Below are 19,997 nucleotides of genomic sequence, written 5' to 3'. Positions count from 1 at the left end.
CCTGTTCAGACACCCGCGTGGTATAGAATCGCGGACTTTGCCGGTGTAGCTCAGTTGGTAGAGCAGCGCATTCGTAATGCGAAGGTCGGGGGTTCGACTCCTCTCACCGGCACCATCGCAGCCGCAACACGGCCCGCGCGGGCAATGCATCCCCGGGCTTTACCGATCCACTCCGCCCATGCCCGCCCCTCCTTCCGCCCTCGGCATGCGGCCAACGACCGCGCGGTAGACGCGGCCTACGGCTACAGAGGCGAGCGCTTCGACGCGCTGCGGAGGGCGTTTGTGTTCGCGCTGTACCAGCGGCTCAACAGCCTACTGCTCGCGCCCAAGGCATCACGCAGCCGGGCGGCCTCACGCTGACGGACCAGACGCTCCTCCTCACCCCGGCCCCACCCCGTGAGGATGCGGGGGGGGGGTGGGAAACGCCGCACCACCCTGCACTACACCGGCGTGAGCTTGGCGATGTTCAGCGCCAGCCACTTGGTGCCGTGGCGGCGGAACTTGACCTGTGCGCGGGCGTCGTCGTCGCTGCCCTCCAGACTGAGCACCACGCCTTCGCCGAATTTGTTGTGAAACACCGCCTGCCCGCTGCGCAGGCCGTGCGTGGGCCTGGCCGTGGGCGGGTTGAAAGCGGGTACCGCGGTCTGAGGGGCATCGCTCCAGGAACTATGCCGGTCGGCGCCAAAGCCGCCGCCGAAACCGGGCTGCCTGGCGCTAAGCCATTTGAGCGATTGCGCGGGCAGCTCGTCGAGAAAGCGGCTGCGCAGGTTGTAGCGGGTCTGTCCGTGCAGCATGCGGGTCTGCGCCAGACTGAGGTACAGACGCTTGCGCGCACGGGTGATGGCCACATACATCAGGCGGCGTTCTTCTTCCACGCCGTCGGGCGTGCCCAGCGCGTTTTCGTGCGGGAACAGCCCTTCTTCCAGTCCGGTGATGAATACCGCGTCGAATTCCAGGCCCTTGGCGGCATGCACGGTCATCATCTGGATCGCGTCCTGCCCGTTCTGCGCCTGGTTATCGCCGGCTTCGAGCGCGGCATGGGTGAGAAAGGCGGTGAGCGGCGAGAGGGTTTCGCCGGTGGCGGGGTCGATGTCGCCGGGGGCGTCTGCGCCAGCCGCCGCGCCTAGCGCCTGCGGTTGCTGCGCGGCGGCTTGCAGCCCGAAGCCTTCCTGGGTGACGAAGGCGGCGGCAGCGTTGACCAGTTCTTCAAGGTTTTCCAGCCGCTCCTGGCCGTCGCGTTCGTCGCGGTAGTGGGCGTTCAGTCCGCTGGCTTGGAGCACATGGCGCACCAGATCGGGCAGGCTCATCGCGGCGGTCTGGATGCGCATCTGCGCGATCAGATCGAGAAAGCCTTGCAGGCTGGCAGCGCCGCGGCCGCCGAGCGCGTCCACCGCGTCGCACAGGGGGGCGGCACGCGCCCGGGCGGCATCTTGCAACTGTTCCAGCGTGCGAACGCCGATGCCGCGCGCCGGGAAGTTGACCACACGCAGGAAGGCGGTGTCGTCCTGCGGGTTGTCGAGCAGGCGCAGATAAGCCAGCGCATGTTTGACCTCGGCGCGCTCGAAAAACCGCAGCCCGCCATACACACGGTAGGGCAGACCGGCGTTGAACAGCGTGCCTTCGATCACCCGCGACTGCGCGTTGGAGCGGTAGAGCACAGCGATCTCGCTGTGGCTCAGGCCATCGCGCAGCAGTTGGCGGATTTCCTCGATCAGCCAGTGGGCTTCGGCATAGTCGCTCGGCGCCTCGAACACGCGCACCGGCTCACCCGCGCCGGCTTCGGTACGCAGGTTCTTGCCCAGGCGGCGGGCGTTGTTGGCGATCAGGGTGTTGGCGCTGTCGAGAATGTGGCCGTGCGAGCGGTAGTTGCGCTCGAGCTTGATGAGGTGGCGCACATGGAACTCGCGTTGATAGTCGTCCATATTGCCGGCATGCGCGCCGCGAAAGGCGTAGATGCTCTGGTCGTCGTCCCCCACCGCGAACACGCTGGCAGGCTGCGGCTCCTGCGGCCCCGCCAGCAGCTTGAGCCACTGGTACTGCAGCCGGTTGGTATCCTGGAACTCATCGACCAGGATGTGCCGGAAGCGCTGGCGGTAATGCGCGCGCAGCGCAGCGTGGTCGCGCAGGATTTCATACGAACGCAGCAGCAGCTCGGCAAAGTCGGCCACGCCGTCGCGGGTGCACTGCGCCTCGTAGGCCAGATAGATTTCGACAAGCTGGCGGCTTTGCTGGTCGCGCACCTCCACATCACCGGGGCGCAGGCCCTGCTCCTTGGCGCCGTTGATAAACCACTGCACCTGCTTGGGCGGGTGGCGCTGCTCGTCCACGTTCAACGCCTTGAGCAGGCGCTTGATGCTAGAGAGCTGGTCCTGCACATCCAGAATCTGGAAGGTCTGCGGCAACCCCGCCTCGCGCCAGTGCGCGCGCAGAAAGCGGTTGCACAGGCCGTGAAAGGTGCCGATCCACATGCCCCGCACCGGCATCGGCAGCATCGCCTGCAGCCTGGCCAGCATCTCCTTGGCCGCCTTGTTGGTGAAGGTCACCGCCAGAATGCCCGCCGCAGACACCTGCCCGGTGGAAATCAGCCAGCCAATGCGGGTGGTCAGCACCCGCGTCTTGCCACTGCCCGCACCCGCGAGGATCAGCGCGTTTTCGGCTGGCAGGGTGACGGCGGCAAGCTGCTCGGGGTTGAGGTGGCACAGGAGGGCGGACATGCCGGGATTTTAGGGCGCGTGCGATCTGAAGCATGCGCGCCCCCTACCCCAGCCCTCCCCGCCCGCGGGGAGTGCCGAACGGGGCTGGAGAACGACGTTCGTCCCCAGTCCGACGCAGCAGGGGGAGGGAAATAGAATGCCCTAGCGGGCCGCAGAGACCTGCCGCCCGGTTTTTTGCGTGCGGCGCCAGGCCTGGAGGGCATGATGGACATTTTCGATTACGAGAACATTCTGCTGTTGCCGCGCAAGTGCCGGGTAGAAAGCCGCAGCCAGTGCGATCCGTCCACCGAGTTCGGCGGACGCAGGTTTCGCCTGCCGGTGGTGCCCGCGAACATGAAAACCGTGGTGGACGCGCCGCTGTGCCGCTGGCTGGCCAGGCATGACTATTTCTATGTGATGCACCGCTTCGATGTGGACACCGTGGCCTTCGCGCGGCAGATGCGCGATGCCGAGCTGTTCGTGTCGATCTCGCTCGGAGTAAAGCCCGCTGACATGGCGCTAGTCGATCAACTCGCGGCAGAAGGCACGGGCGCGGACTACATCACCATCGACATTGCCCACGGCCACGCTGACAGCGTGCAGCGCATGATTGCGCATATCAAGCACAGACTGCCAAAGGCCTTTGTGATCGCCGGCAATATCGGCACGCCCGAGGCGGTGATCGACCTCGAATCCTGGGGCGCAGACGCCACCAAGGTGGGCATCGGACCGGGCAAGGTGTGCATCACGCGGATGAAAACAGGATTCGGCACCGGCGGCTGGCAGCTCTCGGCGCTGAAGTGGTGCGCGCGGGTGGCGACCAAACCCGTCATCGCCGACGGCGGCATCCGCGAGCATGGCGACATTGCCAAGAGCGTGCGCTTTGGCGCCAGTATGGTGATGATCGGCGCGCTGCTGGCCGGGCACGAGGAGTCGCCGGGCAGAACGGTCGAAGTCGACGGCCAGCTCTATAAAGAGTATTTCGGCAGCGCCTCGGAATTCAACAAGGGCGCGTATCGCAATATCGAGGGCAAACGCATTCTGGAGCCGATCAAGGGGCGCATTGCCGACACCCTGCGCGAAATGGAAGAAGACCTGCAGAGTGCGATCTCTTATGCCGGCGGCACGGTGCTGGCCGATATCCGCAAGGTCAACTACATCATCCTCGGTCAGAACAACGCGGGAGAACATGTGCTGATGTAACAGGCCGTTGAAAAACGTCGCGAGGATGGCCAGATGCAAGGCGCACGGCGCGCAGCGACCGAGACATATCAAATAGATAGGCGAGGGAGCGAGCACCGTGCAACGCCGCAGATGGCCCACCGCAGTAGTTTTTCAACGGCCTGGTAAGGCCGGTGCTGGTTTGCCTAGAACCTGTTCGCGCCATCTTCCGCATGCAAACGGTCACCACTCCCGCCTCGAGCGCAGCGCAACGTGTGCGCGTGCTGTTCGCAGGCATCTGCGCCCTCATTCTCACCGTGGGGCTGGCGCGGTTTGCCTACACCCCGATGCTGCCGGTGATGCACAGCCAGGCCGGTCTGGGCCCGGTCACTGCGGGTTGGCTCGCCACGCTCAACTATGTCGGCTACATCAGCGGTGCGCTACTGGCTGCGGCAGTGGGCGATCTGCGGCAGAAATTCGCGCTGTACCGGATCGGTCTGGTGCTGGCCGTGCTGACCACCGCCGCGATGGGGCTGACGACTGACACTGCGCTGTGGGCGGTGCTGCGGTTTCTCTCCGGGCTGTCGAGCACAGCGGGGTTGCTGCTGGCCTCGGGGCTGGCGCTGAACTGGCTGATCCGCCACGGCCACCGGCCCGAACTCGGGCTGCACTTCACCGGGCTGGGGTTGGGCATCGTGGTCTCGGGGCTGGCGGTGGGCACGATGATGGACCGGCTGAACTGGGCGCAACAATGGGGGGCGCTCGGGGCTCTGGGACTGGTGTTTTTCGTCCCGGCCTGGCTTTGGCTACCGCCGCCCGCGCCTGCCGCGCCGCTGGCGGCTTCCGGGGCGCAGCGGGCCGCGCCCGCGCCGCCGCGGCGCTGGATGCTGCTGATGACCGCGATGTATTTCTGCGCCGGGTTCGGCTATGTGATTAGTGCCACGTTCATCGTCGCCATTCTGGACAAGCTGCCGCTGCTGGCGGGAAAGGGCGGCTGGGTGTGGGTGATCGTGGGGTTGGCCGCAGCGCCGTCGAGCTTCGTCTGGGATCGCATCGCCCGCGCCTGGGGCGACATCCGGGCGTTGCTGCTGGCATTTGCGTTGCAGACCGTGTCTATCGTGCTGCCCGTGCTGAGTGCAGACGTGACGCTGAATCTGGTCGGCGCGGTGCTGTATGGCGGCACGTTTGTGGGCATCGTCAGCCTGACGCTCACGCTCATCGGTCGCCGCTTTCCGGCCAATCCGGCCAAGGCGATGGCGCGGCTGACGCTGAGTTACGGAGTGTCGCAGATGGCAGCGCCGGCCCTGGCCGGCTACATCGCCGCGCACACCGGCAGCTATCACGGCGCGCTGGTTCTGACCGCAGCGGTGATGCTCGCCGGCATGGCATTGCTGGTGGTAATGCAGCGCGATGCTGCGCGGGCCGTGAGCCCGACCAGCGCCTGAACGGCCTCACTGCTCACGCATGCGGTCGTCACGCTCGCGCAGCAGCCAGTAGGTCACGCCCAGAGCGAGCGTCGCCCCAGCGAGCGCGGCGATTTTCCCGGAGGCCACATCGGTCTCGACATCGAGAATGACGAACTTACGCGACAGCGCGATCAGCGCGATCAGGATCACGGTCTTGACCTGGATGATGCTGTCGTGGCGCATCGCCACGCGCACGATCGAGTGCTTGAACTCCATCGCGATCAGCAAAGTCATGATCATGCCGAACACGGTCTGGAACACCTTGTGGTCGAGCGGATTGAACGCATCGACGATGAGCAGCGACCACACCACGCGCATGAGCTGCAGCAGCGAGGCGACGATGATCACCGCGATCACCGCCGACAGCACCACGGCGATGGCCTGCTCGAAACGCTCATACAGCGACATGAGCTGCCACTGTGCGCGGAATTTTTCAAACTCGGATTGCCTGGGCTCGGTGTTCATGGCCTTGGTTGGGTGAAAAGTATCGTGACTGAGAAAAATCTTCCGTGTGCTTGATGATGGTCGTCCAGATCAAATTCAAGGGGTGACTCGCCGTTGAAAATGCCATTCTTGCACCCAATTGCAAGTCGATCGCCGGATCAAAACATCAAAACCAATCAACCAAGGAATCCATCCATGATCATCAAACCGCGTTTCGAAGGCCTGGCCACACACGACACGACCACCTGGCAAACCAGTCTCGAGGAGTTCACCTCGCGGCAACTGCGCCCGCTGCTGGTGGCACATGGTGCCGATGCAGGCGTGCTGCATGCCACGCTGCGCAAACTGCCGCGCCTGCAGCATGGGTTCGAAGTGCAGCTGCACATGCATTTGCCTGGCAAGAAGATCATCACCGCCAGCGCGCGCGGCGAACAGGTCCAGGCGCTGACCGAGCGCGCGGTCAAAAGCCTGTTCCGCGAGGCGCAACGTCACTTTGCCCAGCTGCATGGTCAGGACCGTTACCGCCGCAAGGCACGGCGCGAGCGTCTGCGCGAGCTCGAACATCGTCTGGCCGGCATGCCCGCGGCGGTCGTGGAGCAGGCCAAGCAAAGTGTCGAGGCGCTGCTGCAGCGGGTCACTCCAGTGGCGGCGCGCGAGCTGGCCTATCTGCGCGCCAGCGGCGATCTACCCGAGGGCTATCCGACGGTCAGCGACGTGGTCGACGAAGCGGCGGCCCAGACCCGCGCGGCATGGCAGGGCGTGCAGGACGCGGCAAAGGTCTACCAGCAATTACTCAAGAACCTGTTCAAGACCATCGACCGCGAAGTGGCGGCGGTGCGGCCCTACGCCAAGGCCGAATCGCTCGATGCTCCGGTGGCACCCGATGCCAGCGACCAGGCCGAAGCCATGGTCGAGGAAGAGGTTTACGAGTACTACCAGCCGGACGATACCCTGAGCCTGGCCGACGTGCTGCCGGCCCCTGAGGGCGAGGCCGACGAAGCCGTCTCGGCACAGGCCGAGGACGAGGCGCTGCCCGAAAACCGGCAACGCAGCGAGCAGGCGTATGCGCTGGATGTGGTGAAGACGTTGCCGATCGTGTGGCGCCGCGCACTGCTGCTCAGTGCGCTGGACGATCTGGCCACGGTGGACATTGCGGCGGTGCTCGACGCCGAGGAGACCGCCGTGAGCGGCTGGATCGACCAGTCCTGCAGTTTCGTCTATGCCCACCTGCGCGATGCCGGTGTGACGCTGCCCGAGGGCGGCGTGCGCGAGGTGGTGGTCACCGTGCTGCAAGCGCGGAGCAATTGATCCAGCACGCTGATGCTCGCACTGCTTCCCCCGTGTGAGGGAGGTCGGGATGGCAGGCGTTCAGGCCTTTGCGAGCCGGGTCAACCGAGCCCCTCGGCGGCAGTCAGCGCACGCACATAGGCTGCGGTGCCCTCCTCCACTGTGGCGAAATGGTGGGTGCAGCCCGCGGCGCGTAGCAGGCCGAGGTCGGCCTGGGTGTGGCACTGGTATTTGCCCACCAGCGCGCTGGGAAACGGGATGTAGGCGATCTCGCCGGCTGCCACCAACTCGGCCAGCGGTAGCGCGGATTTGCCCGCCTGCTGCCGCAGGGTGTTGACCACCGTTTGCGCCACGTCGTTGAACGGCTGCGCGCGGCCTGAGCCGAGGTTGAAGATGCCGCTCTTTGCGGGGTGGTCGAAAAACCAGAGGTTGACCGCGACCACGTCGTCGATCCAGACAAAATCGCGCTGCTGCTGCCCCGGCCCGTAGCCGCCGTATTCGCCAAACAGCTTGACCTGACCGGTGCTGCGGTACTGGTGGACATGGTGAAACGCCACCGAGGCCATACGGCCCTTGTGCTGTTCACGCGGGCCGTAGACATTGAAATAGCGAAAGCCCGCGATCTGCGCGGTCGCATGCGGCAACACGCGGCGCACGACCTGATCGAACAACAGCTTGGAATAGCCGTAGACATTGAGCGGACGCTCGAACGCCGGGTCTTCGCGGAAGGTGGTGCTGGCGCCGTAGGTCGCGGCGCTGGAGGCGTAGAGCAGGCGCACGCCCTGTGCCTGCGCGGCGTCGAGCAGGATCTTGCTGGCGCGGTAGTTGTTGTCGAGCATGTAGCGGCCATCATGCTCCATGGTGTCGGAGCAGGCGCCCTGGTGGAATACGGCCTCGACCTTGCCGAAATGCCCGCGGGCGAACTGCTCGAAAAACACGGTCTTGTCGACATAGTCGCTGATGCGCAGATCGACCAGGTTGCGGAACTTGTCGCCCTGCGTGAGGTTGTCCACCGCAATCACGTCGGTGATGCCGCGGACATTGAGCCCCTTGACCAGATTGCTGCCGATGAAGCCGGCAGCTCCCGTGACGATGACCCTCATGCCCACAGCTCCTGTGGCGTGACAGTGGCCGTGCCGAGCTTGCCCACCACGATGCCGGCAGCACGGTTGGCGGTGCGCACCGCATCCTCGAGCGCGCAGCCGGCGCCCAGCACAACGGCAAGAGTGGCGATGACTGTGTCGCCCGCACCGGAGACGTCGTACACCTCGCGCGCCTCGGTTGGAATGTGCAGCTCGCCGCTGTCGGTATACAGGCTCATGCCTTCTTCCGAGCGGGTGAGCAGCAGCGCCTTGATGCCGAGCTTGCGCCGCAGTCCCTGCGCCTTGGCGGTGAGCTCGTCCTCGCTGTTCCACTCGCCGACCACCTGCGCGAGCTCGGCTCGATTCGGGGTGATGACGGTGGCACCGGCGTAGCGGCTGTAGTCGCGGCCCTTGGGATCGACCAGTATCGTCTTACCCTGGGTGCGGGCCAGATTCATCATCCGCTCCAGATGCTCCAACCCGCCCTTACCGTAGTCCGACAGCAACACCACGTCGTGAAACGTCAGCTCCTGCTCGTAGCGCTCGAGCATGGCGGCGAGCACCTCGTGGTCGGGCTTTTGCTCGAAGTCCAGGCGAATGAGCTGCTGCTGACGCGAGACCACGCGTAACTTGACTGTGGTCTTGAGCGTGGGGTCTTGCCGCATGGCGTTGCGGATGGGGGTGTCGACCAGCAGGGTGGCGAGCTTGCGCCCCGGCTCGTCGGCACCGACCACCGACATCAGCGTGGCCTGCGCGCCGAGCATCGCCGCGTTGAGCGCCACGTTGGCGGCACCGCCCACGCGGTCTTCATCGCGCTGCACTCGCACCACGGGCACCGGCGCTTCGGGTGAGATGCGATCGACCGCGCCAAACCAGTAGCGGTCGAGCATCACGTCGCCGACGATGAGCACACGGGATTGAGCGAGTTGTTCTGCGTTCATGATCCAAGAAGGGAGAGTTCTTCCAGGCGGCGCGGCGGGTAGGTCTCCCAGCCCTGGCAGCCCGGACAATGCCAGAAATATTGCCGCGCCTCGAAGCCACAGGCGGCGCAGCGGTAGCGCTGGCGGCTGCGCAGCGCGTTGTCCACCGCGCCCTGCATCGCGGCGGCCGCCTCGGGCACGGTGGCGCCGGGCATGGGGTGTTCGAGCACGCGCTTGAGCGCGAGCAGGCTGCGGTGCGACTGCAAGTACTGCTGCGCACACCGCGCCCGCGATACAGGGTCGGGGTCGAGCAGCAGCACGGCGTCGAGCAGGTCGATTGCCGGGGTCTGCGCCAACCGCTGCCGCAGCCAGGCCAACCCTTCCTCTACCTGCCCGAGCTGCTGGCGCAGCTGTGCGATCTGCACCGCCGCCAGCGCAAGAAATTCGGGCTGGACCAGGTCGATGGACTCCAGCGTGTGCAGGGCAAGCTGAAGATCGCCGCGCTCCTGTGCCCACTGCGCGCGCATCAGCCGCGGCCGCACGCCCTGCGGCGCGGCCTCAAGCGCGGCGTCGAGCGCTTGCTGGGCCTGGGATTGCCGTCCTGCAGCATGGTGCTGCAGCGCCAGCTCGCACCAGTACTGCGCAATCTGGCGCTGGTAGGTGCCGGTGGCGCGCTGCTCCAGCTCGCCGGCGCGGGCGATCGCCTTGTGCCAGTCGTGCGTGCGTTCGCTGATCTGCAGCAAGGCGGCCAGCGCCTGCGAGGCATAGGTGCTGCACAGCAAGTCCTGGTAGGCGGACTCGGCGCGATCGAGCAGCCCGGCCTTGAAAAAATCCTGCGCCAGCGCGAGCTGGGCGCGCTCGCGCGCTTCGCGCGGCAGGTCAGCGCGGGCGAGCAGGTTCTGATGCACCCGCACTGCGCGTTCGTACTCGCCGCGACGGCGGAACAGATTGCCCAGGGCGAAATGCAGGTCCACCGTGTCGGGATCAGCGGTCATGGCCTCGATGAAGGCATCGATGGCCTTGTCCTGCTGTTCATTGAGCAGGTGGTTGAGACCGCGGTAATACGCTTGCGGCGCGTCGCGGCGTAGCGCGCTCTCTGTGCGCAGCTGCCGCAAATCGATCCGCGATGCCAGCCACCCCAGCGCGAACATCAGGGGCAGTGCAATCAACCACCAGAGGTCAAACTCCATCGATCGGCCTGTCGATCGGCTGCTGCGGGAATTCGGCGGGTGCGGCCGGCGCCTTGGCCGGCGCCTCATCTGGCGGCTGGGCATTTGCTCGTCGGCTGGCCTGCCTGCGATGCCGCATCCACGACGGCAGCAGCGCCAGCACGCCCAGCACCGCGCCCAGGGCAAACACCACCAACAGCAACACGATCATGGGCGTGTGCCATTGGGTGCCGAACAGCAGGTGCAGGGTGACGGGCTCCAGATTGTTCAGCGCCAGGCCAAACAGCAGCAGGAACACCACCAGTCGCAAAAACCAGCTCAGGATGCGCATCGAAACGGATTCGGGGTGGGGACCGGGTAAGCATATTCGATTCCTCGCCAACGACGTTTCGCCATGACGATGAAAACATCCCGGTGGACAATAGCGCTCATCCTCACGCCTTGCCCACATCATGCCGCACCGCCAGCACGCCCTGCATTGCCCTGCACTTGTCCCCAGCGCCGTGTTCACCGAGGCGCAGGCTGCACTGGAACAGGTGCAGGCGCTCTATGCAGCCGCAGTGGCGCATCTACGTGACAAGTTCGCCGAGTTCATCGCCGGCACCCTGTCGCCGGGCCGGGTGCGCGCCTGCTATCCGGCGGTGCGGGTGCGCATCGACACCGTGGCGCGGCCGGATTCACGCCTGGCCTATGGTTTCGTTGCCGCACCCGGGGTGTACGAAACCACGCTCACCCGCCCGGACCTGTTTGCCGACTATCTGCGCACGCAGTTCCAGCTGCTGCTGTCCAACCACGGTGTGGCGCTGGAGGTCGGCGTGGGCGAGCAGCCGATTCCGCTGCATTTCAGTTTTGCCGGGCAGGCACATGTGGAGGGCCAGCTCAGCCCGGAACAGCGCCAGCAGCTGCGCGACATTTTCGATCTGCCCGATCTGGCGGCGATGGATGACGGCATCGCCAACGGCACGCACGAGACGCCCTCCGCGCAGCCGCTGCCGCTGGCGCTGTTCACCGCGCCGCGCATCGACTATTCATTGCACCGCCTGCAGCACTACACCGGCACCGCGCCGGAACATTTCCAGAACTTCGTGCTGTTCACCAACTACCAGTTCTATGTGGACGAATTCGTCCGTCTGGCGCATGCGCTGATGGCCCGGCCCGCCGGCGGTGCGACGGACGACGAGCCGCCCTACACCGCGTTCGTCGAGCCAGGCCATGTCATCACTACCCGCGCCCGTGCAGATGCCCCTGCGCAGACCTGCGGCCAGCCGCCGGCACGGCTGCCGCAGATGCCGGCCTATCATCTGGTCCTGCCCGACCGCAGCGGCATCACCCTGGTGAACATCGGCGTCGGCCCGGCCAACGCCAAGACCATCACCGACCACATCGCCGTGCTGCGGCCACATGCCTGGATCATGCTCGGTCACTGCGCCGGGCTGCGCAACTCGCAGCGCCTGGGCGACTATGTGCTGGCGCACGGCTATGTGCGTGAGGATCATGTGCTTGACGAGGAGCTGCCGCTGTGGGTGCCGATCCCGCCGCTGGCCGAGGTGCAGCAGGCACTCGAAGGCGCGGTGGCCGACATCACCCAGTTACACGGCTATGAGCTCAAGCGCGTGCTGCGTACCGGCACCGTGGCCAGCACGGACAACCGCAACTGGGAACTTCTGCCCTACCCCGGCCCGGATCGCCGCTTTAGCCAGAGCCGGGCGATTGCACTCGACATGGAAAGCGCCACGGTCGCGGCCAACGGCTTTCGTTTCCGCGTGCCGTACGGCACCCTGCTGTGCGTCAGCGACAAGCCGCTGCACGGCGAGCTCAAGCTGCCGGGAATGGCCGACCAGTTTTACCGCCAACAGGTCGAGCAGCACCTGCGCATCGGCCTGCGGGCGATCGCCCGGCTGCGCCAGCAGAGCATGGGACGGCTGCACAGCCGCAAGCTGCGCAGTTTCGACGAGGTGGCGTTCCAGTGAGCCGGGCGTGGTGTCAGGTGGTGTAGCGCACCTGGTGCGCGTCGGCAGACGGCCGCGCGACGATCTCGCCGATGATCCAGCCGGTCTCGCCCTGCGCCCGCAGTGTGCCGAGCACGGCGTCTGCGTCCGGCGCCGCGACCATCAGCACGAAGCCCACGCCGCAGTTGAAGGTGCGGCGCATCTCGACGTCGCTGATGCCACCTTCGCGCTGCAGCCAGGCGAACAGCTCGGTCTGCCCCCAGGTGGAGGGGTTGAGCACGCATTGCACATTCGCTGGCAGCACGCGCGGAATGTTCTCGCTGAGGCCCCCGCCGGTGATGTGCGCCATGCCCTTGATCGGGTGCCGCGCCAGCGCCTGCAACACCGGCTTGCAATAAATGCGGGTGGGTGACATCACCGCGCTGCGAAAATCCTTGCCGTCCAGGGTTTGTGGCAGGTCGGCCGGCGCGGTGCGGGCGATGATCTTGCGCACCAGCGAATAACCGTTGGAATGCGCCCCGCTCGAGGCCAGACCGATCACACGGTCGCCCGGCACGATGTTGCGGCCGTCGACGATGGCGCTTTTTTCCACCACACCGACCGCAAAGCCCGCCAGGTCGTATTCGCCCTGCGGGTACATGCCGGGCATTTCCGCGGTCTCGCCGCCGATCAGCGCGCAGCCGGCCTGCTCGCAGCCCTGCGCCACGCCGCCGATCACCTGCGTGGCGGTGTCCACCGCGAGCTTGCCGCAGGCGAAGTAGTCGAGAAAAAACAGCGGCTCGGCGCCTTGCACCAGCACGTCGTTGACACTCATCGCCACCAGATCAATGCCCACCGTATCGTGCCGGCCCCACTCGAACGCCAGCTTGAGTTTGGTGCCCACGCCGTCGGTGCCCGACACCAGCACCGGCTCGCGGTAGCGCTTGGGCACCTCGAACAGCGCACCAAAGCCGCCGATGCCAGCGAGCACGCCGTCGCGCAGCGTGCGCCGTGCCAACGGCTTGATGGCATCCACCAGCGCATCTCCGGCGTCGATGTCCACGCCGGCGTCACGATAGGTCAAGGGGGGGTTTTGCATGTTGAAAGGTCCGGAGAAACGGCACAACTGGCGCAAGGGGCGGCTGCGCACGCGCAGGATGGGACCGCGGTCGGGCGGCAGGGACTGCATAAAATGGCAACCGGTGGATTTTAGAGTGCGCTCTCGGCAACGCGCGCCTTGCCCCGTTCAGCGGCACCCGCGTGCCCTCCTTCGCGACGAGATGTCCTGCGCCTCATGTTCCTATCCCCCTCGCTCAAACACGCGCTGATCTGGCTCGGGATCGCGGCAGTCGCCCTATGGCTGGTCTGGCTGCTGGGCAGCATCCTGATGCCGTTTCTGGTCGGCATCACCCTAGCCTATGTGCTGCACCCGCTGGTGGAAAGGTTCAAGCGGCACCATGTACCGCGGGCGCTGGGCGCGGCGCTGGCAATCATCATGGCCATCGGGTTGTTCGTCGGCCTGTTTCTGCTGCTGGTGCCAGTGGTCAGCCAGATCGTGCCGCTGATCCGCGAGAAGTTTCCGCTGCTGCTGCAGACCATCGTCAACTGGGGCACGCCGCTGCTGGCGCGCTTTGATATCCAGGTCAATTTCGACCCGGCCAGCGTGCGCGAGACCCTCTCCAAGTACCTGAGCACGCATGGCGAGGGCTGGCTGGCGTTGCTGCTGCACTCGGCCAGTGTCGGCGGCATCAGCCTGCTGGTGCTGCTGGGCAATCTGACGCTGATTCCAGTGGTGGCGTTCTACCTGCTGCTCGACTGGAGCCAGACGCTGCAGCGGCTGAGCGAGCTGATTCCGCCGCGCCACCGTGATCCGGTGCTGCGCTTTTTTCACGACTGCGATGTCATCCTCGGCCAGTACCTGCGTGGTCAGCTGCTGGTGATGCTGATCCTGGCGTTCTATTACTCGGCCGGGCTGGCAATCGCCGGGTTCAGCTTGGCGCTGCCAGTGGGCATTTTCACCGGGCTGGCGGTGTTCGTGCCGTATGTCGGCTTTGGGCTGGGGCTGCTGCTGGCGCTGCTCACCGGCGCGCTGCAGTTCTTGAGCTGGTATGGCGTGATCGCAGTGGCCGTGGTCTACGGCATTGGCCAGCTGATCGAGTCGCTCTATGTCACGCCCAGATTCGTTGGCCACAGCATCGGACTGCACCCGCTACTGGTCATTTTCATCCTGCTGGCCTTTGGCACGCTGTTTGGGTTCTGGGGCGTCTTGCTGGCGCTGCCCGCAGGCTCGGTACTGCTGGTCGTGGCCCGCCGGCTACTGAACTGGTACCGCCAGAGCGCGCTGTACGTCTGACCATGCCCCTTCGTCCAACTTCGCCATCCGACGGCCAGTGCAGCCTGGCCGCGCGCCAGCACATCCTGCCGCTGGACTGGGAGCCGGGTCAGACACTGGACAACTTCGATCCGGGCGCGCAGCGCGACAACGCGCTGGCGCGGCAGGCAGTGTCCGATCTGCTGCGCCAGCGCGGGCATGCCGCGCTCTACCTTTGGGGCAGCAGCGGTAGCGGCAAGAGCCACCTGCTGTGGGCTGCCTGCCATGCGCTGCAGCGCGAGGGCCGCTGGGCCCTGCGCCTGACGCCACAAAGCCCGGCATCCGCCTGGCCCGATGTGGCCGATCTGTCGGCGCAGGAGCCCGGCGGGCTGCTGGCTGTGGACGATGTGCAGCACCTGTGCGACTGGCAGCAGGACTGGCTGTTCGGCCTATACAACGCCGCGCGCACCGCCAGGATCGCGTTTCTGTCGTGCGGTGATGCCGCGCCTGCGGCATTGCCGCTGCGAGCCGATCTGCGCACCCGGCTGGGCTGGGGCCTGGCGCTGCGCCTAAGCCCGCCGGACGACACGGTGCGCGCCCGCGTGCTGCAGCGTCTAGCCCACGATCGGGGATACGCGCTCAGCCCGGAGTTGCTGCACTACATGCTCACCCACCTGAGTCGCGACCTGTCGCGCCTGGCGGTACTGATGGCCGCGTTCGACCGCTATGCTCTGGCGATGCAGCGCCCGGCTACAGTGCCTCTGCTCAAATCACTGCTGGCGCAGCAGCCGCACCTGCTGCAGGCCGCCCCAGTCGAAGTCGCCTGAGCGCAAGCCACACCCATGCCCGCCCACTCCATGCGCAAACTCGCCCTGTTCGACCTGGACAATACCCTCATTCCCTTCGATTCCGACCACGCCTTCGGCCAGTTCGTCGCGGAGCTGGGCTGGGTCGACGCCGAGCAACATCGCCAGCAGAACGAGGCGTTCTACCGTCAGTACAAAGCAGGCACCCTCGACCTAGACGCCTACCTGCGTTTTGCGCTACAGCCCATCGCCGGACGCGACCCGGCCGAGCTGCAGGCCGTGCAGGCCGCGTTCATGCGCGAGGTGGTGCTGCCGCAAATGCAGCCCGCGGCGCGACAACTGGTCGACCGCCACAAGCAGGCGGGCGATCTGTGCTGCATCGTCACCGCCACCAACACCTTCGTCACCCGCCCCATCGCCGATGCCTTCGGCGTCGAGCATCTCATCGGCGTCGAACTCGAGCGCGATGCCCAAGGCCGGTACACCGGCAACTGGGTGGGCGTGCCCTCGTTTCGCGAAGGCAAGATCACGCGCACTGCGCAGTGGCTGCAGGCGCTGGGGCTGGACTGGGACGACTTCGACCAGGTCTGGTTCTACAGCGACTCGATCAACGACCGTCCGCTGCTCGAACAAGCCACGCACCCTGTGGTCGTTCACCCCGATCCGCTGCTGGCCCAGGTCGCCCGCGAAAAAGGCTGGCCCACATTGCAGTTGCACCATCCATGATCCGAAAATTCATCTCCCGCCTGTTCAAGTCCGACAAGACGCAAGACACAGTGCAGCGCCGCGGTCAACGCCGCGAACTGCCCCGCAGCGTGCACCAGATCGACGCCAGCCGCATCCCGGCCAATGCGCGCGCTACCGTGCAGGCCCTGCAGCATGCCGGATACGAGGCCTACATCGTCGGCGGCGCGGTGCGCGACCTGCTGCTGGGTCACAAGCCCAAGGATTTCGACGTCGCCACCAACGCCACACCCGAGCAGGTCAGGCCGCTGTTCAAACGCGCGTTCATCATCGGCAGGCGGTTTCGCATCGTGCACGTGGTGTACGGCCGCGAGGTCATCGAAGTGTCCACTTACCGCGCACTGCACGACGCGCAGGCAGTCGAGGCCGTCCAGGGCAACGAGCGCACCGCGCGCAAGACGCTGGCCGACAAGACGCTAGCCGTGGACAGCAGCGGACGGGTGCTGCGCGACAACGTCTGGGGCACGCTCGACGACGATGCCGAGCGGCGCGACTTCACGGTCAATGCGCTTTATTACGACCCGATCCGCGACCTGGTCATCGACTATCACCAGGGCATGGACGATCTGGGCAAGCGGCGTCTGCGCATGATCGGTGACCCGGCCACGCGCTACCGCGAAGATCCAGTGCGCATGCTGCGCGTCGCCCGCTTCGCCGCCAAGCTGGGCTTCGACATCGAGCCCGCCACACTCGCGCCGATTGCCGACTGTGCCGATCTGCTGGCCAATGTGCCGGCTGCCCGACTGTTCGACGAGACCATCAAGCTGCTGCAGACCGGCCATGCGGTCGCCTCGCTGCAGCAGCTGCGCCGCCTGGGCCTGCATCACGGTCTGCTGCCACTGCTTGATCGAGTGCTCGAAAAGCCCGAGGGCGAGCGATTCATCACCGCGGCGCTCGAAGATACCGACGCCCGCATCGCGCAGGGCAAGACCGCCAGCCCCAGCTTCCTGTTCGCCTGTCTGCTCTGGCACGACGTGGAGCAGCGCTGGAACGCTCTGCGCGCCGAAGGCATGGCCCCGCTGATGGCGCTCGATCAGGCCGCCGACGACGTGCTCGCCGCGCAGGCCGAGCGCCTGGCGATCCAGCGGCGCATCGCCACCGACATGCGCGAAATCTGGTCGCTGCAGTCGCGCTTCGATCGCCGCACCCCACGCTATGCCAACAGCCTGGTGGCGCATCCGCGGTTTCGTGCCGCCTACGACTTTCTCAGCCTGCGCGCCCACAGCGGCCAGGCCGACGCCGAGCTGGCGCAGTGGTGGGAAGCGTTCCAGCTGGCCGATGCCGAGGGCCGCGCGCAGATGCTTGCCAGTGTGCCGCAGACCGGTGCGCCGGCAAAGGCCAAACGTCGCCGCCGCCGCAAGAAGCCGGCGGCCGACGGCGCTGCCGACCCCACGCCTGGTGCGCCGCCGCAGGTCTGAGGCACGATGTCCTGCACAGACGAAGTGGTGGCCTTCGTCGCCCTGGGTGCCAACTTGGGCGACGGCGCGGCCACGCTGCGCGCGGCGGTGCAAGCGATCGACACCTTGCCGCTGGTGCGGGTCGTGGCCCGCTCCGGCCTGTACCGGACCGCGCCCCAGCAATCGACCGGGCCGGACTACTGGAACGCGGTCATCCGGCTGCACACCGCTCAGCCACCCGATGCGCTTCTCGGCGCCCTGCTCGACATCGAGCAGCGCATGGGGCGGGTTCGGCCACAAGGCGAATACAACGCCCCGCGTGCGCTCGATCTGGATCTGCTGATGTACGGCAGTCTGCAACGTCGATCACCGCGGTTGACCCTGCCGCACCCGCGCATGGCGCAGCGCGCCTTCGTGCTGGCGCCGCTGGCCGAAATCTGGCCCGAAGGCCGGCTGGACGACGTTCCGGTTGCCGAACTGGCCGCACGGCGCATCGCCGAAGGTCAGGCGGTGGTGCGTCTCGGGCCGTTGTGACACCGCGGATTGGCCGACGACTTCTCAACCGCCGAAGAAGCGTTGCAGCACATAGGCCAGCCCGCCGGTGAGCGCACCCACGGTCATGAACAAGGTGAAAACCACCACCAGGACTGGCCCCCAACCGTTGGCGCTGCGACGGCTTTCGCCGGCGTTCCAGCGGGCATCCCACTTGTCGTCGGCGGTCAGGCCAATGACCAGGGTCTGTACCGCCACTGCAATCACCATGGCGACGAACACTGCCAGCAGCGCCCAGGTCAGCAGGTCGTCCTGCCCTAGCAACACGAAGCGGTACAGCCCCCACAGCCCTATGGCGAACAGCAGGCAGTGCGCCCAGGCCCACGGATCGCGCCCGCCGTGCAGATAAAAACGATGGCCGCCCAGCACGCCGGTGAACAGGGCAAGCACGGCAGCGACAAAGCGGTTCTTGAAGGATGTGGGTCGGGTCATGGGCAGGTCCTCAGGCCGCGCGGGTCTGGGCACCGGGGCCCAGCGGACGCTGCATCAGCACCACATCGAGCCAGCGCTCGAATTTCCACCCGACCGCAGGCAGTCGGCCCTGTTCGCTGAACCCTCTGCTGCGATGCAGGCCGATCGATCCCGCGTTGTCGGCGTCGCCGATGACCGCAACCATCTGCCGCGCTCCGCGCGCGGCGCAGGCGTCGATCAGCGCGTCGAGCAAACGCCCGCCCAGGCCCTGGCGCTGCCCCTGTGCAGCGATGTAGACCGAGTCCTCCACCGTGTGGCGAAACGCCTCGCGCGGTCGAAACCAGTTGGCATAGGCGAAGCCTGCCACCAGCCCCTCCCGCCCCTGCGTGGCAACCAGCCAGGGCAGCCCGCGCGAGGTCACCTCCTGCAGACGCCGGCGCATCTCGGTCTCGTCTGGTGGCTGAGTTTCGAAGGTGCCAGTGCCGTGCAGCACATGATGACGGTAGATGTCGGCAATCGACGGGAGATCGGCGGCGGTCGCGGGGCGTACCAAAAATTCCGGCATGGCAGCTGTGCTCTGGTGGGTCTTGTTTATAATGGTGAGTTTATCCGAGCAGGGCATGGCGTGGGCGCGAGCCGCGCCAGAAACATGCGCGCAGACAGACACCGGCCACCCCGCCCGCTGGCCCCGTTTTTTGACAAGGAAGCAAAATGGTTGTGATCCGATTGACCCGTGCCGGCGCCAAGTCGCACCCCTTCTACCACATCGTCGCCACCGACTCGCGCAGCCGTCGCGACGGCCGCTACATCGAGCGTCTGGGCTACTACAACCCGGTTGCCCGTGGCGCCGAGGTGCCGCTGCACATCGCCGCAGACCGCCTGCATCACTGGACCAGCGTCGGCGCGCAGGTTTCGCCCACGGTGCAGCGCCTGGTCAAGACGGCGCAGAAATCGGCGCCGGCCGCGGCCTGATCGATCCAGGCTCCAAGACTTTCCGAGACTGCATGGCGGCGGGCCGACTGCAAGTCGCCCGCCGCTTTTGTCTTTCGCACGCTGCCTGCAACACACCGTGACCACGCCGGATGATCTGTACCAAGTCGGCCATGTACTCGACGCCTGGGGCGTGCGCGGCTGGGTGAAGGTAGCACCGGACGATCCGCAGGCTGCTGCGCTGCTCAAAGCCAAGACCTGGTGGCTGAGCCGCCCGGGGTTCGAGACCAGCGCCCGCCCGTTCCAGGTGCGCCTGGCGCGGCGGCACGGCAGTACGGTCGTGGTTCTGTTCGAGGGCGCAAACGACCGTAACGCCGCCGAAACCCTGCGTGGTCATCTGGTGGCCGTACGGCGGTCCGATTTTCCGCCTACTCAGGAGGGCGAGTTTTACTGGGCCGATCTGATCGGCTGTCAGGTGGTCAATCCGCAGGGCGAGGAACTGGGCAGGGTCATCGGTCTGCTCGACAGCGCCGCGCACGCCATTTTGCGGGTCCAGTTTGCCGTCGGCGAGCCCGGCGCCAAGCCGCGTGAGCGGCTGATCCCGTTCGTGCAGAGCTACATCGACACGGTCGACCTGTCGTCCAAGACCATCGTCGCACAGTGGGATGCCAGCTACGACTGAACCGGCGCCCGTGC

21 protein-coding genes and 1 tRNA gene are annotated in these 19,997 nt (G+C 66.3%); 13 read left to right on the top strand and 9 right to left on the bottom strand.

What is annotated here, in order from left to right; all coding sequences use genetic code 11:
- Window positions 1–39: 39 nt before the first annotated feature.
- Together ACZ47F_RS08595 and ACZ47F_RS08590 are read left to right on the top strand one after the other, a co-directional pair.
- Window positions 40–115, top strand: a tRNA-Thr gene (locus tag ACZ47F_RS08595).
- 29 nt (window positions 116–144) lie between these two features.
- Window positions 145–360, top strand: a complete 216-nt coding sequence (locus tag ACZ47F_RS08590) for a hypothetical protein (RefSeq protein ID WP_464924318.1) — start codon at window positions 145–147, stop codon at window positions 358–360.
- Between the two features lie 80 nt (window positions 361–440).
- Here the strand turns inward: ACZ47F_RS08590 and ACZ47F_RS08585 are convergent, their stop codons facing one another.
- A complete protein-coding gene (locus ACZ47F_RS08585) occupies window positions 441–2,714 on the bottom strand; it encodes a UvrD-helicase domain-containing protein (RefSeq protein ID WP_464924317.1) in 2,274 nt (757 codons plus the stop codon).
- Between the two features lie 204 nt (window positions 2,715–2,918).
- On the opposite strand from ACZ47F_RS08585, the gene ACZ47F_RS08580 reads away from it, so the two are divergent.
- Both ACZ47F_RS08580 and ACZ47F_RS08575 read left to right on the top strand, forming a co-directional pair.
- Window positions 2,919–3,896, top strand: coding sequence for a GMP reductase (locus tag ACZ47F_RS08580; RefSeq protein ID WP_464924316.1), 978 nt, complete (start codon window positions 2,919–2,921; stop codon window positions 3,894–3,896).
- A 191-nt stretch (window positions 3,897–4,087) separates the two neighbouring features.
- A complete protein-coding gene (locus ACZ47F_RS08575) occupies window positions 4,088–5,299 on the top strand; it encodes a YbfB/YjiJ family MFS transporter (RefSeq protein WP_464924315.1) in 1,212 nt (403 codons plus the stop codon).
- Window positions 5,300–5,305: 6 nt separating this feature from the next.
- Here the strand turns inward: ACZ47F_RS08575 and ACZ47F_RS08570 are convergent, their stop codons facing one another.
- Window positions 5,306–5,785: a phosphate-starvation-inducible PsiE family protein gene (locus tag ACZ47F_RS08570; RefSeq protein WP_464924314.1), complete on the bottom strand. Its 480-nt coding sequence runs from the start codon at window positions 5,783–5,785 to the stop codon at window positions 5,306–5,308.
- Between the two features lie 174 nt (window positions 5,786–5,959).
- Between ACZ47F_RS08570 and ACZ47F_RS08565 the strand changes: the two genes are divergently transcribed.
- On the top strand, window positions 5,960–7,072 hold the full coding sequence (locus ACZ47F_RS08565) for a hypothetical protein (protein WP_464924313.1): 1,113 nt from the start codon (window positions 5,960–5,962) through the stop codon (window positions 7,070–7,072).
- Between the two features lie 80 nt (window positions 7,073–7,152).
- On the opposite strand, the gene rfaD is transcribed toward ACZ47F_RS08565, so the two are convergent.
- From rfaD to ACZ47F_RS08545, 4 genes are read right to left on the bottom strand one after another with little or no spacing between them, the layout of a single operon-like run.
- Complete coding sequence (gene rfaD, locus ACZ47F_RS08560; protein WP_464924312.1) at window positions 7,153–8,154, bottom strand: ADP-glyceromanno-heptose 6-epimerase; 1,002 nt, start codon at window positions 8,152–8,154, stop codon at window positions 7,153–7,155.
- Entirely contained in the window at window positions 8,151–9,074 is a 924-nt protein-coding gene (gene rfaE1, locus ACZ47F_RS08555) for a D-glycero-beta-D-manno-heptose-7-phosphate kinase (RefSeq protein ID WP_464924311.1), read from the bottom strand. Before rfaE1 ends, rfaD begins: the two co-directional genes overlap by 4 nt.
- Complete coding sequence (lapB, locus tag ACZ47F_RS08550) at window positions 9,071–10,243, bottom strand: lipopolysaccharide assembly protein LapB (RefSeq protein WP_464924310.1); 1,173 nt, start codon at window positions 10,241–10,243, stop codon at window positions 9,071–9,073. The genes rfaE1 and lapB overlap by 4 nt, the downstream gene beginning before the upstream one ends.
- A complete protein-coding gene (locus tag ACZ47F_RS08545) occupies window positions 10,233–10,553 on the bottom strand; it encodes a LapA family protein (RefSeq protein ID WP_464924309.1) in 321 nt (106 codons plus the stop codon). The genes lapB and ACZ47F_RS08545 overlap by 11 nt, the downstream gene beginning before the upstream one ends.
- A 121-nt stretch (window positions 10,554–10,674) precedes the next feature.
- Between ACZ47F_RS08545 and ACZ47F_RS08540 the strand changes: the two genes are divergently transcribed.
- On the top strand, window positions 10,675–12,192 hold the full coding sequence (locus tag ACZ47F_RS08540) for an AMP nucleosidase (protein ID WP_464924308.1): 1,518 nt from the start codon (window positions 10,675–10,677) through the stop codon (window positions 12,190–12,192).
- 13 nt (window positions 12,193–12,205) lie between these two features.
- Here ACZ47F_RS08540 and purM read toward each other — a convergent pair whose 3' ends face one another.
- The gene (gene purM / locus ACZ47F_RS08535) at window positions 12,206–13,249 is read right to left on the bottom strand and encodes a phosphoribosylformylglycinamidine cyclo-ligase (RefSeq protein WP_464924307.1); all 1,044 of its coding nucleotides are present in this window, start codon (window positions 13,247–13,249) and stop codon (window positions 12,206–12,208) included.
- A gap of 195 nt (window positions 13,250–13,444) precedes the next feature.
- On the opposite strand from purM, the gene ACZ47F_RS08530 reads away from it, so the two are divergent.
- Genes ACZ47F_RS08530 through folK form a run of 5 tightly spaced genes read left to right on the top strand, consistent with a single transcriptional unit; the run spans window position 13,445 to window position 17,942 of the window.
- On the top strand, window positions 13,445–14,503 hold the full coding sequence (locus ACZ47F_RS08530) for an AI-2E family transporter (protein ID WP_464924306.1): 1,059 nt from the start codon (window positions 13,445–13,447) through the stop codon (window positions 14,501–14,503).
- Window positions 14,504–14,505: 2 nt separating this feature from the next.
- Window positions 14,506–15,288 carry a DnaA regulatory inactivator Hda gene (gene hda, locus ACZ47F_RS08525; protein WP_464924305.1) on the top strand — a complete coding sequence of 261 codons (783 nt, stop codon included), beginning with the start codon at window positions 14,506–14,508 and terminating at the stop codon, window positions 15,286–15,288.
- 30 nt (window positions 15,289–15,318) lie between these two features.
- Window positions 15,319–15,993: a histidinol-phosphatase gene (locus tag ACZ47F_RS08520; protein WP_464926607.1), complete on the top strand. Its 675-nt coding sequence runs from the start codon at window positions 15,319–15,321 to the stop codon at window positions 15,991–15,993.
- A complete protein-coding gene (pcnB, locus tag ACZ47F_RS08515; protein WP_464924304.1) occupies window positions 15,990–17,429 on the top strand; it encodes a polynucleotide adenylyltransferase PcnB in 1,440 nt (479 codons plus the stop codon). The genes ACZ47F_RS08520 and pcnB overlap by 4 nt, the downstream gene beginning before the upstream one ends.
- A gap of 6 nt (window positions 17,430–17,435) precedes the next feature.
- Entirely contained in the window at window positions 17,436–17,942 is a 507-nt protein-coding gene (folK, locus tag ACZ47F_RS08510) for a 2-amino-4-hydroxy-6-hydroxymethyldihydropteridine diphosphokinase (RefSeq protein WP_464924303.1), read from the top strand.
- 24 nt (window positions 17,943–17,966) lie between these two features.
- On the opposite strand, the gene ACZ47F_RS08505 is transcribed toward folK, so the two are convergent.
- Window positions 17,967–18,392 (bottom strand): NINE protein, encoded by a 426-nt coding sequence (locus tag ACZ47F_RS08505; RefSeq protein ID WP_464924302.1) that lies wholly within the window; start codon window positions 18,390–18,392, stop codon window positions 17,967–17,969.
- Between the two features lie 10 nt (window positions 18,393–18,402).
- Window positions 18,403–18,936, bottom strand: coding sequence for an N-acetyltransferase family protein (locus ACZ47F_RS08500; protein ID WP_464924301.1), 534 nt, complete (start codon window positions 18,934–18,936; stop codon window positions 18,403–18,405).
- A 146-nt stretch (window positions 18,937–19,082) separates the two neighbouring features.
- On the opposite strand from ACZ47F_RS08500, the gene rpsP reads away from it, so the two are divergent.
- Complete coding sequence (gene rpsP, locus ACZ47F_RS08495; protein ID WP_464924300.1) at window positions 19,083–19,343, top strand: 30S ribosomal protein S16; 261 nt, start codon at window positions 19,083–19,085, stop codon at window positions 19,341–19,343.
- A 97-nt stretch (window positions 19,344–19,440) separates the two neighbouring features.
- Entirely contained in the window at window positions 19,441–19,983 is a 543-nt protein-coding gene (gene rimM, locus ACZ47F_RS08490) for a ribosome maturation factor RimM (RefSeq protein ID WP_464924299.1), read from the top strand.
- Window positions 19,984–19,997: the final 14 nt, after the last annotated feature.

This window comes from Thiomonas islandica, assembly GCF_055383445.1.
The sequence above is the reverse complement of the archived record's forward strand: the minus strand, read 5'-3'. Positions and strand labels throughout refer to the sequence as shown.

Coding starts and splice junctions, on each gene's coding strand:
- ACZ47F_RS08585 (WP_464924317.1), bottom strand. CDS start 2,714: ATGTCCGCCCTCCTGTGCCACCTCAACCCCGAGCAGCTTGCCGCCGTC.
- pcnB (WP_464924304.1), top strand. CDS start 15,990: ATGATCCGAAAATTCATCTCCCGCCTGTTCAAGTCCGACAAGACGCAA.
- ACZ47F_RS08565 (WP_464924313.1), top strand. CDS start 5,960: ATGATCATCAAACCGCGTTTCGAAGGCCTGGCCACACACGACACGACC.
- ACZ47F_RS08575 (WP_464924315.1), top strand. CDS start 4,088: ATGCAAACGGTCACCACTCCCGCCTCGAGCGCAGCGCAACGTGTGCGC.
- rfaD (WP_464924312.1), bottom strand. CDS start 8,154: ATGAGGGTCATCGTCACGGGAGCTGCCGGCTTCATCGGCAGCAATCTG.
- ACZ47F_RS08505 (WP_464924302.1), bottom strand. CDS start 18,392: ATGACCCGACCCACATCCTTCAAGAACCGCTTTGTCGCTGCCGTGCTT.
- ACZ47F_RS08540 (WP_464924308.1), top strand. CDS start 10,675: ATGCCGCACCGCCAGCACGCCCTGCATTGCCCTGCACTTGTCCCCAGC.
- ACZ47F_RS08590 (WP_464924318.1), top strand. CDS start 145: ATGCATCCCCGGGCTTTACCGATCCACTCCGCCCATGCCCGCCCCTCC.
- ACZ47F_RS08500 (WP_464924301.1), bottom strand. CDS start 18,936: ATGCCGGAATTTTTGGTACGCCCCGCGACCGCCGCCGATCTCCCGTCG.
- hda (WP_464924305.1), top strand. CDS start 14,506: ATGCCCCTTCGTCCAACTTCGCCATCCGACGGCCAGTGCAGCCTGGCC.
- ACZ47F_RS08520 (WP_464926607.1), top strand. CDS start 15,319: ATGCGCAAACTCGCCCTGTTCGACCTGGACAATACCCTCATTCCCTTC.
- ACZ47F_RS08530 (WP_464924306.1), top strand. CDS start 13,445: ATGTTCCTATCCCCCTCGCTCAAACACGCGCTGATCTGGCTCGGGATC.
- rpsP (WP_464924300.1), top strand. CDS start 19,083: ATGGTTGTGATCCGATTGACCCGTGCCGGCGCCAAGTCGCACCCCTTC.
- rfaE1 (WP_464924311.1), bottom strand. CDS start 9,074: ATGAACGCAGAACAACTCGCTCAATCCCGTGTGCTCATCGTCGGCGAC.
- purM (WP_464924307.1), bottom strand. CDS start 13,249: ATGCAAAACCCCCCCTTGACCTATCGTGACGCCGGCGTGGACATCGAC.
- lapB (WP_464924310.1), bottom strand. CDS start 10,243: ATGGAGTTTGACCTCTGGTGGTTGATTGCACTGCCCCTGATGTTCGCG.
- ACZ47F_RS08580 (WP_464924316.1), top strand. CDS start 2,919: ATGGACATTTTCGATTACGAGAACATTCTGCTGTTGCCGCGCAAGTGC.
- folK (WP_464924303.1), top strand. CDS start 17,436: ATGTCCTGCACAGACGAAGTGGTGGCCTTCGTCGCCCTGGGTGCCAAC.
- ACZ47F_RS08570 (WP_464924314.1), bottom strand. CDS start 5,785: ATGAACACCGAGCCCAGGCAATCCGAGTTTGAAAAATTCCGCGCACAG.
- ACZ47F_RS08545 (WP_464924309.1), bottom strand. CDS start 10,553: ATGCGCATCCTGAGCTGGTTTTTGCGACTGGTGGTGTTCCTGCTGCTG.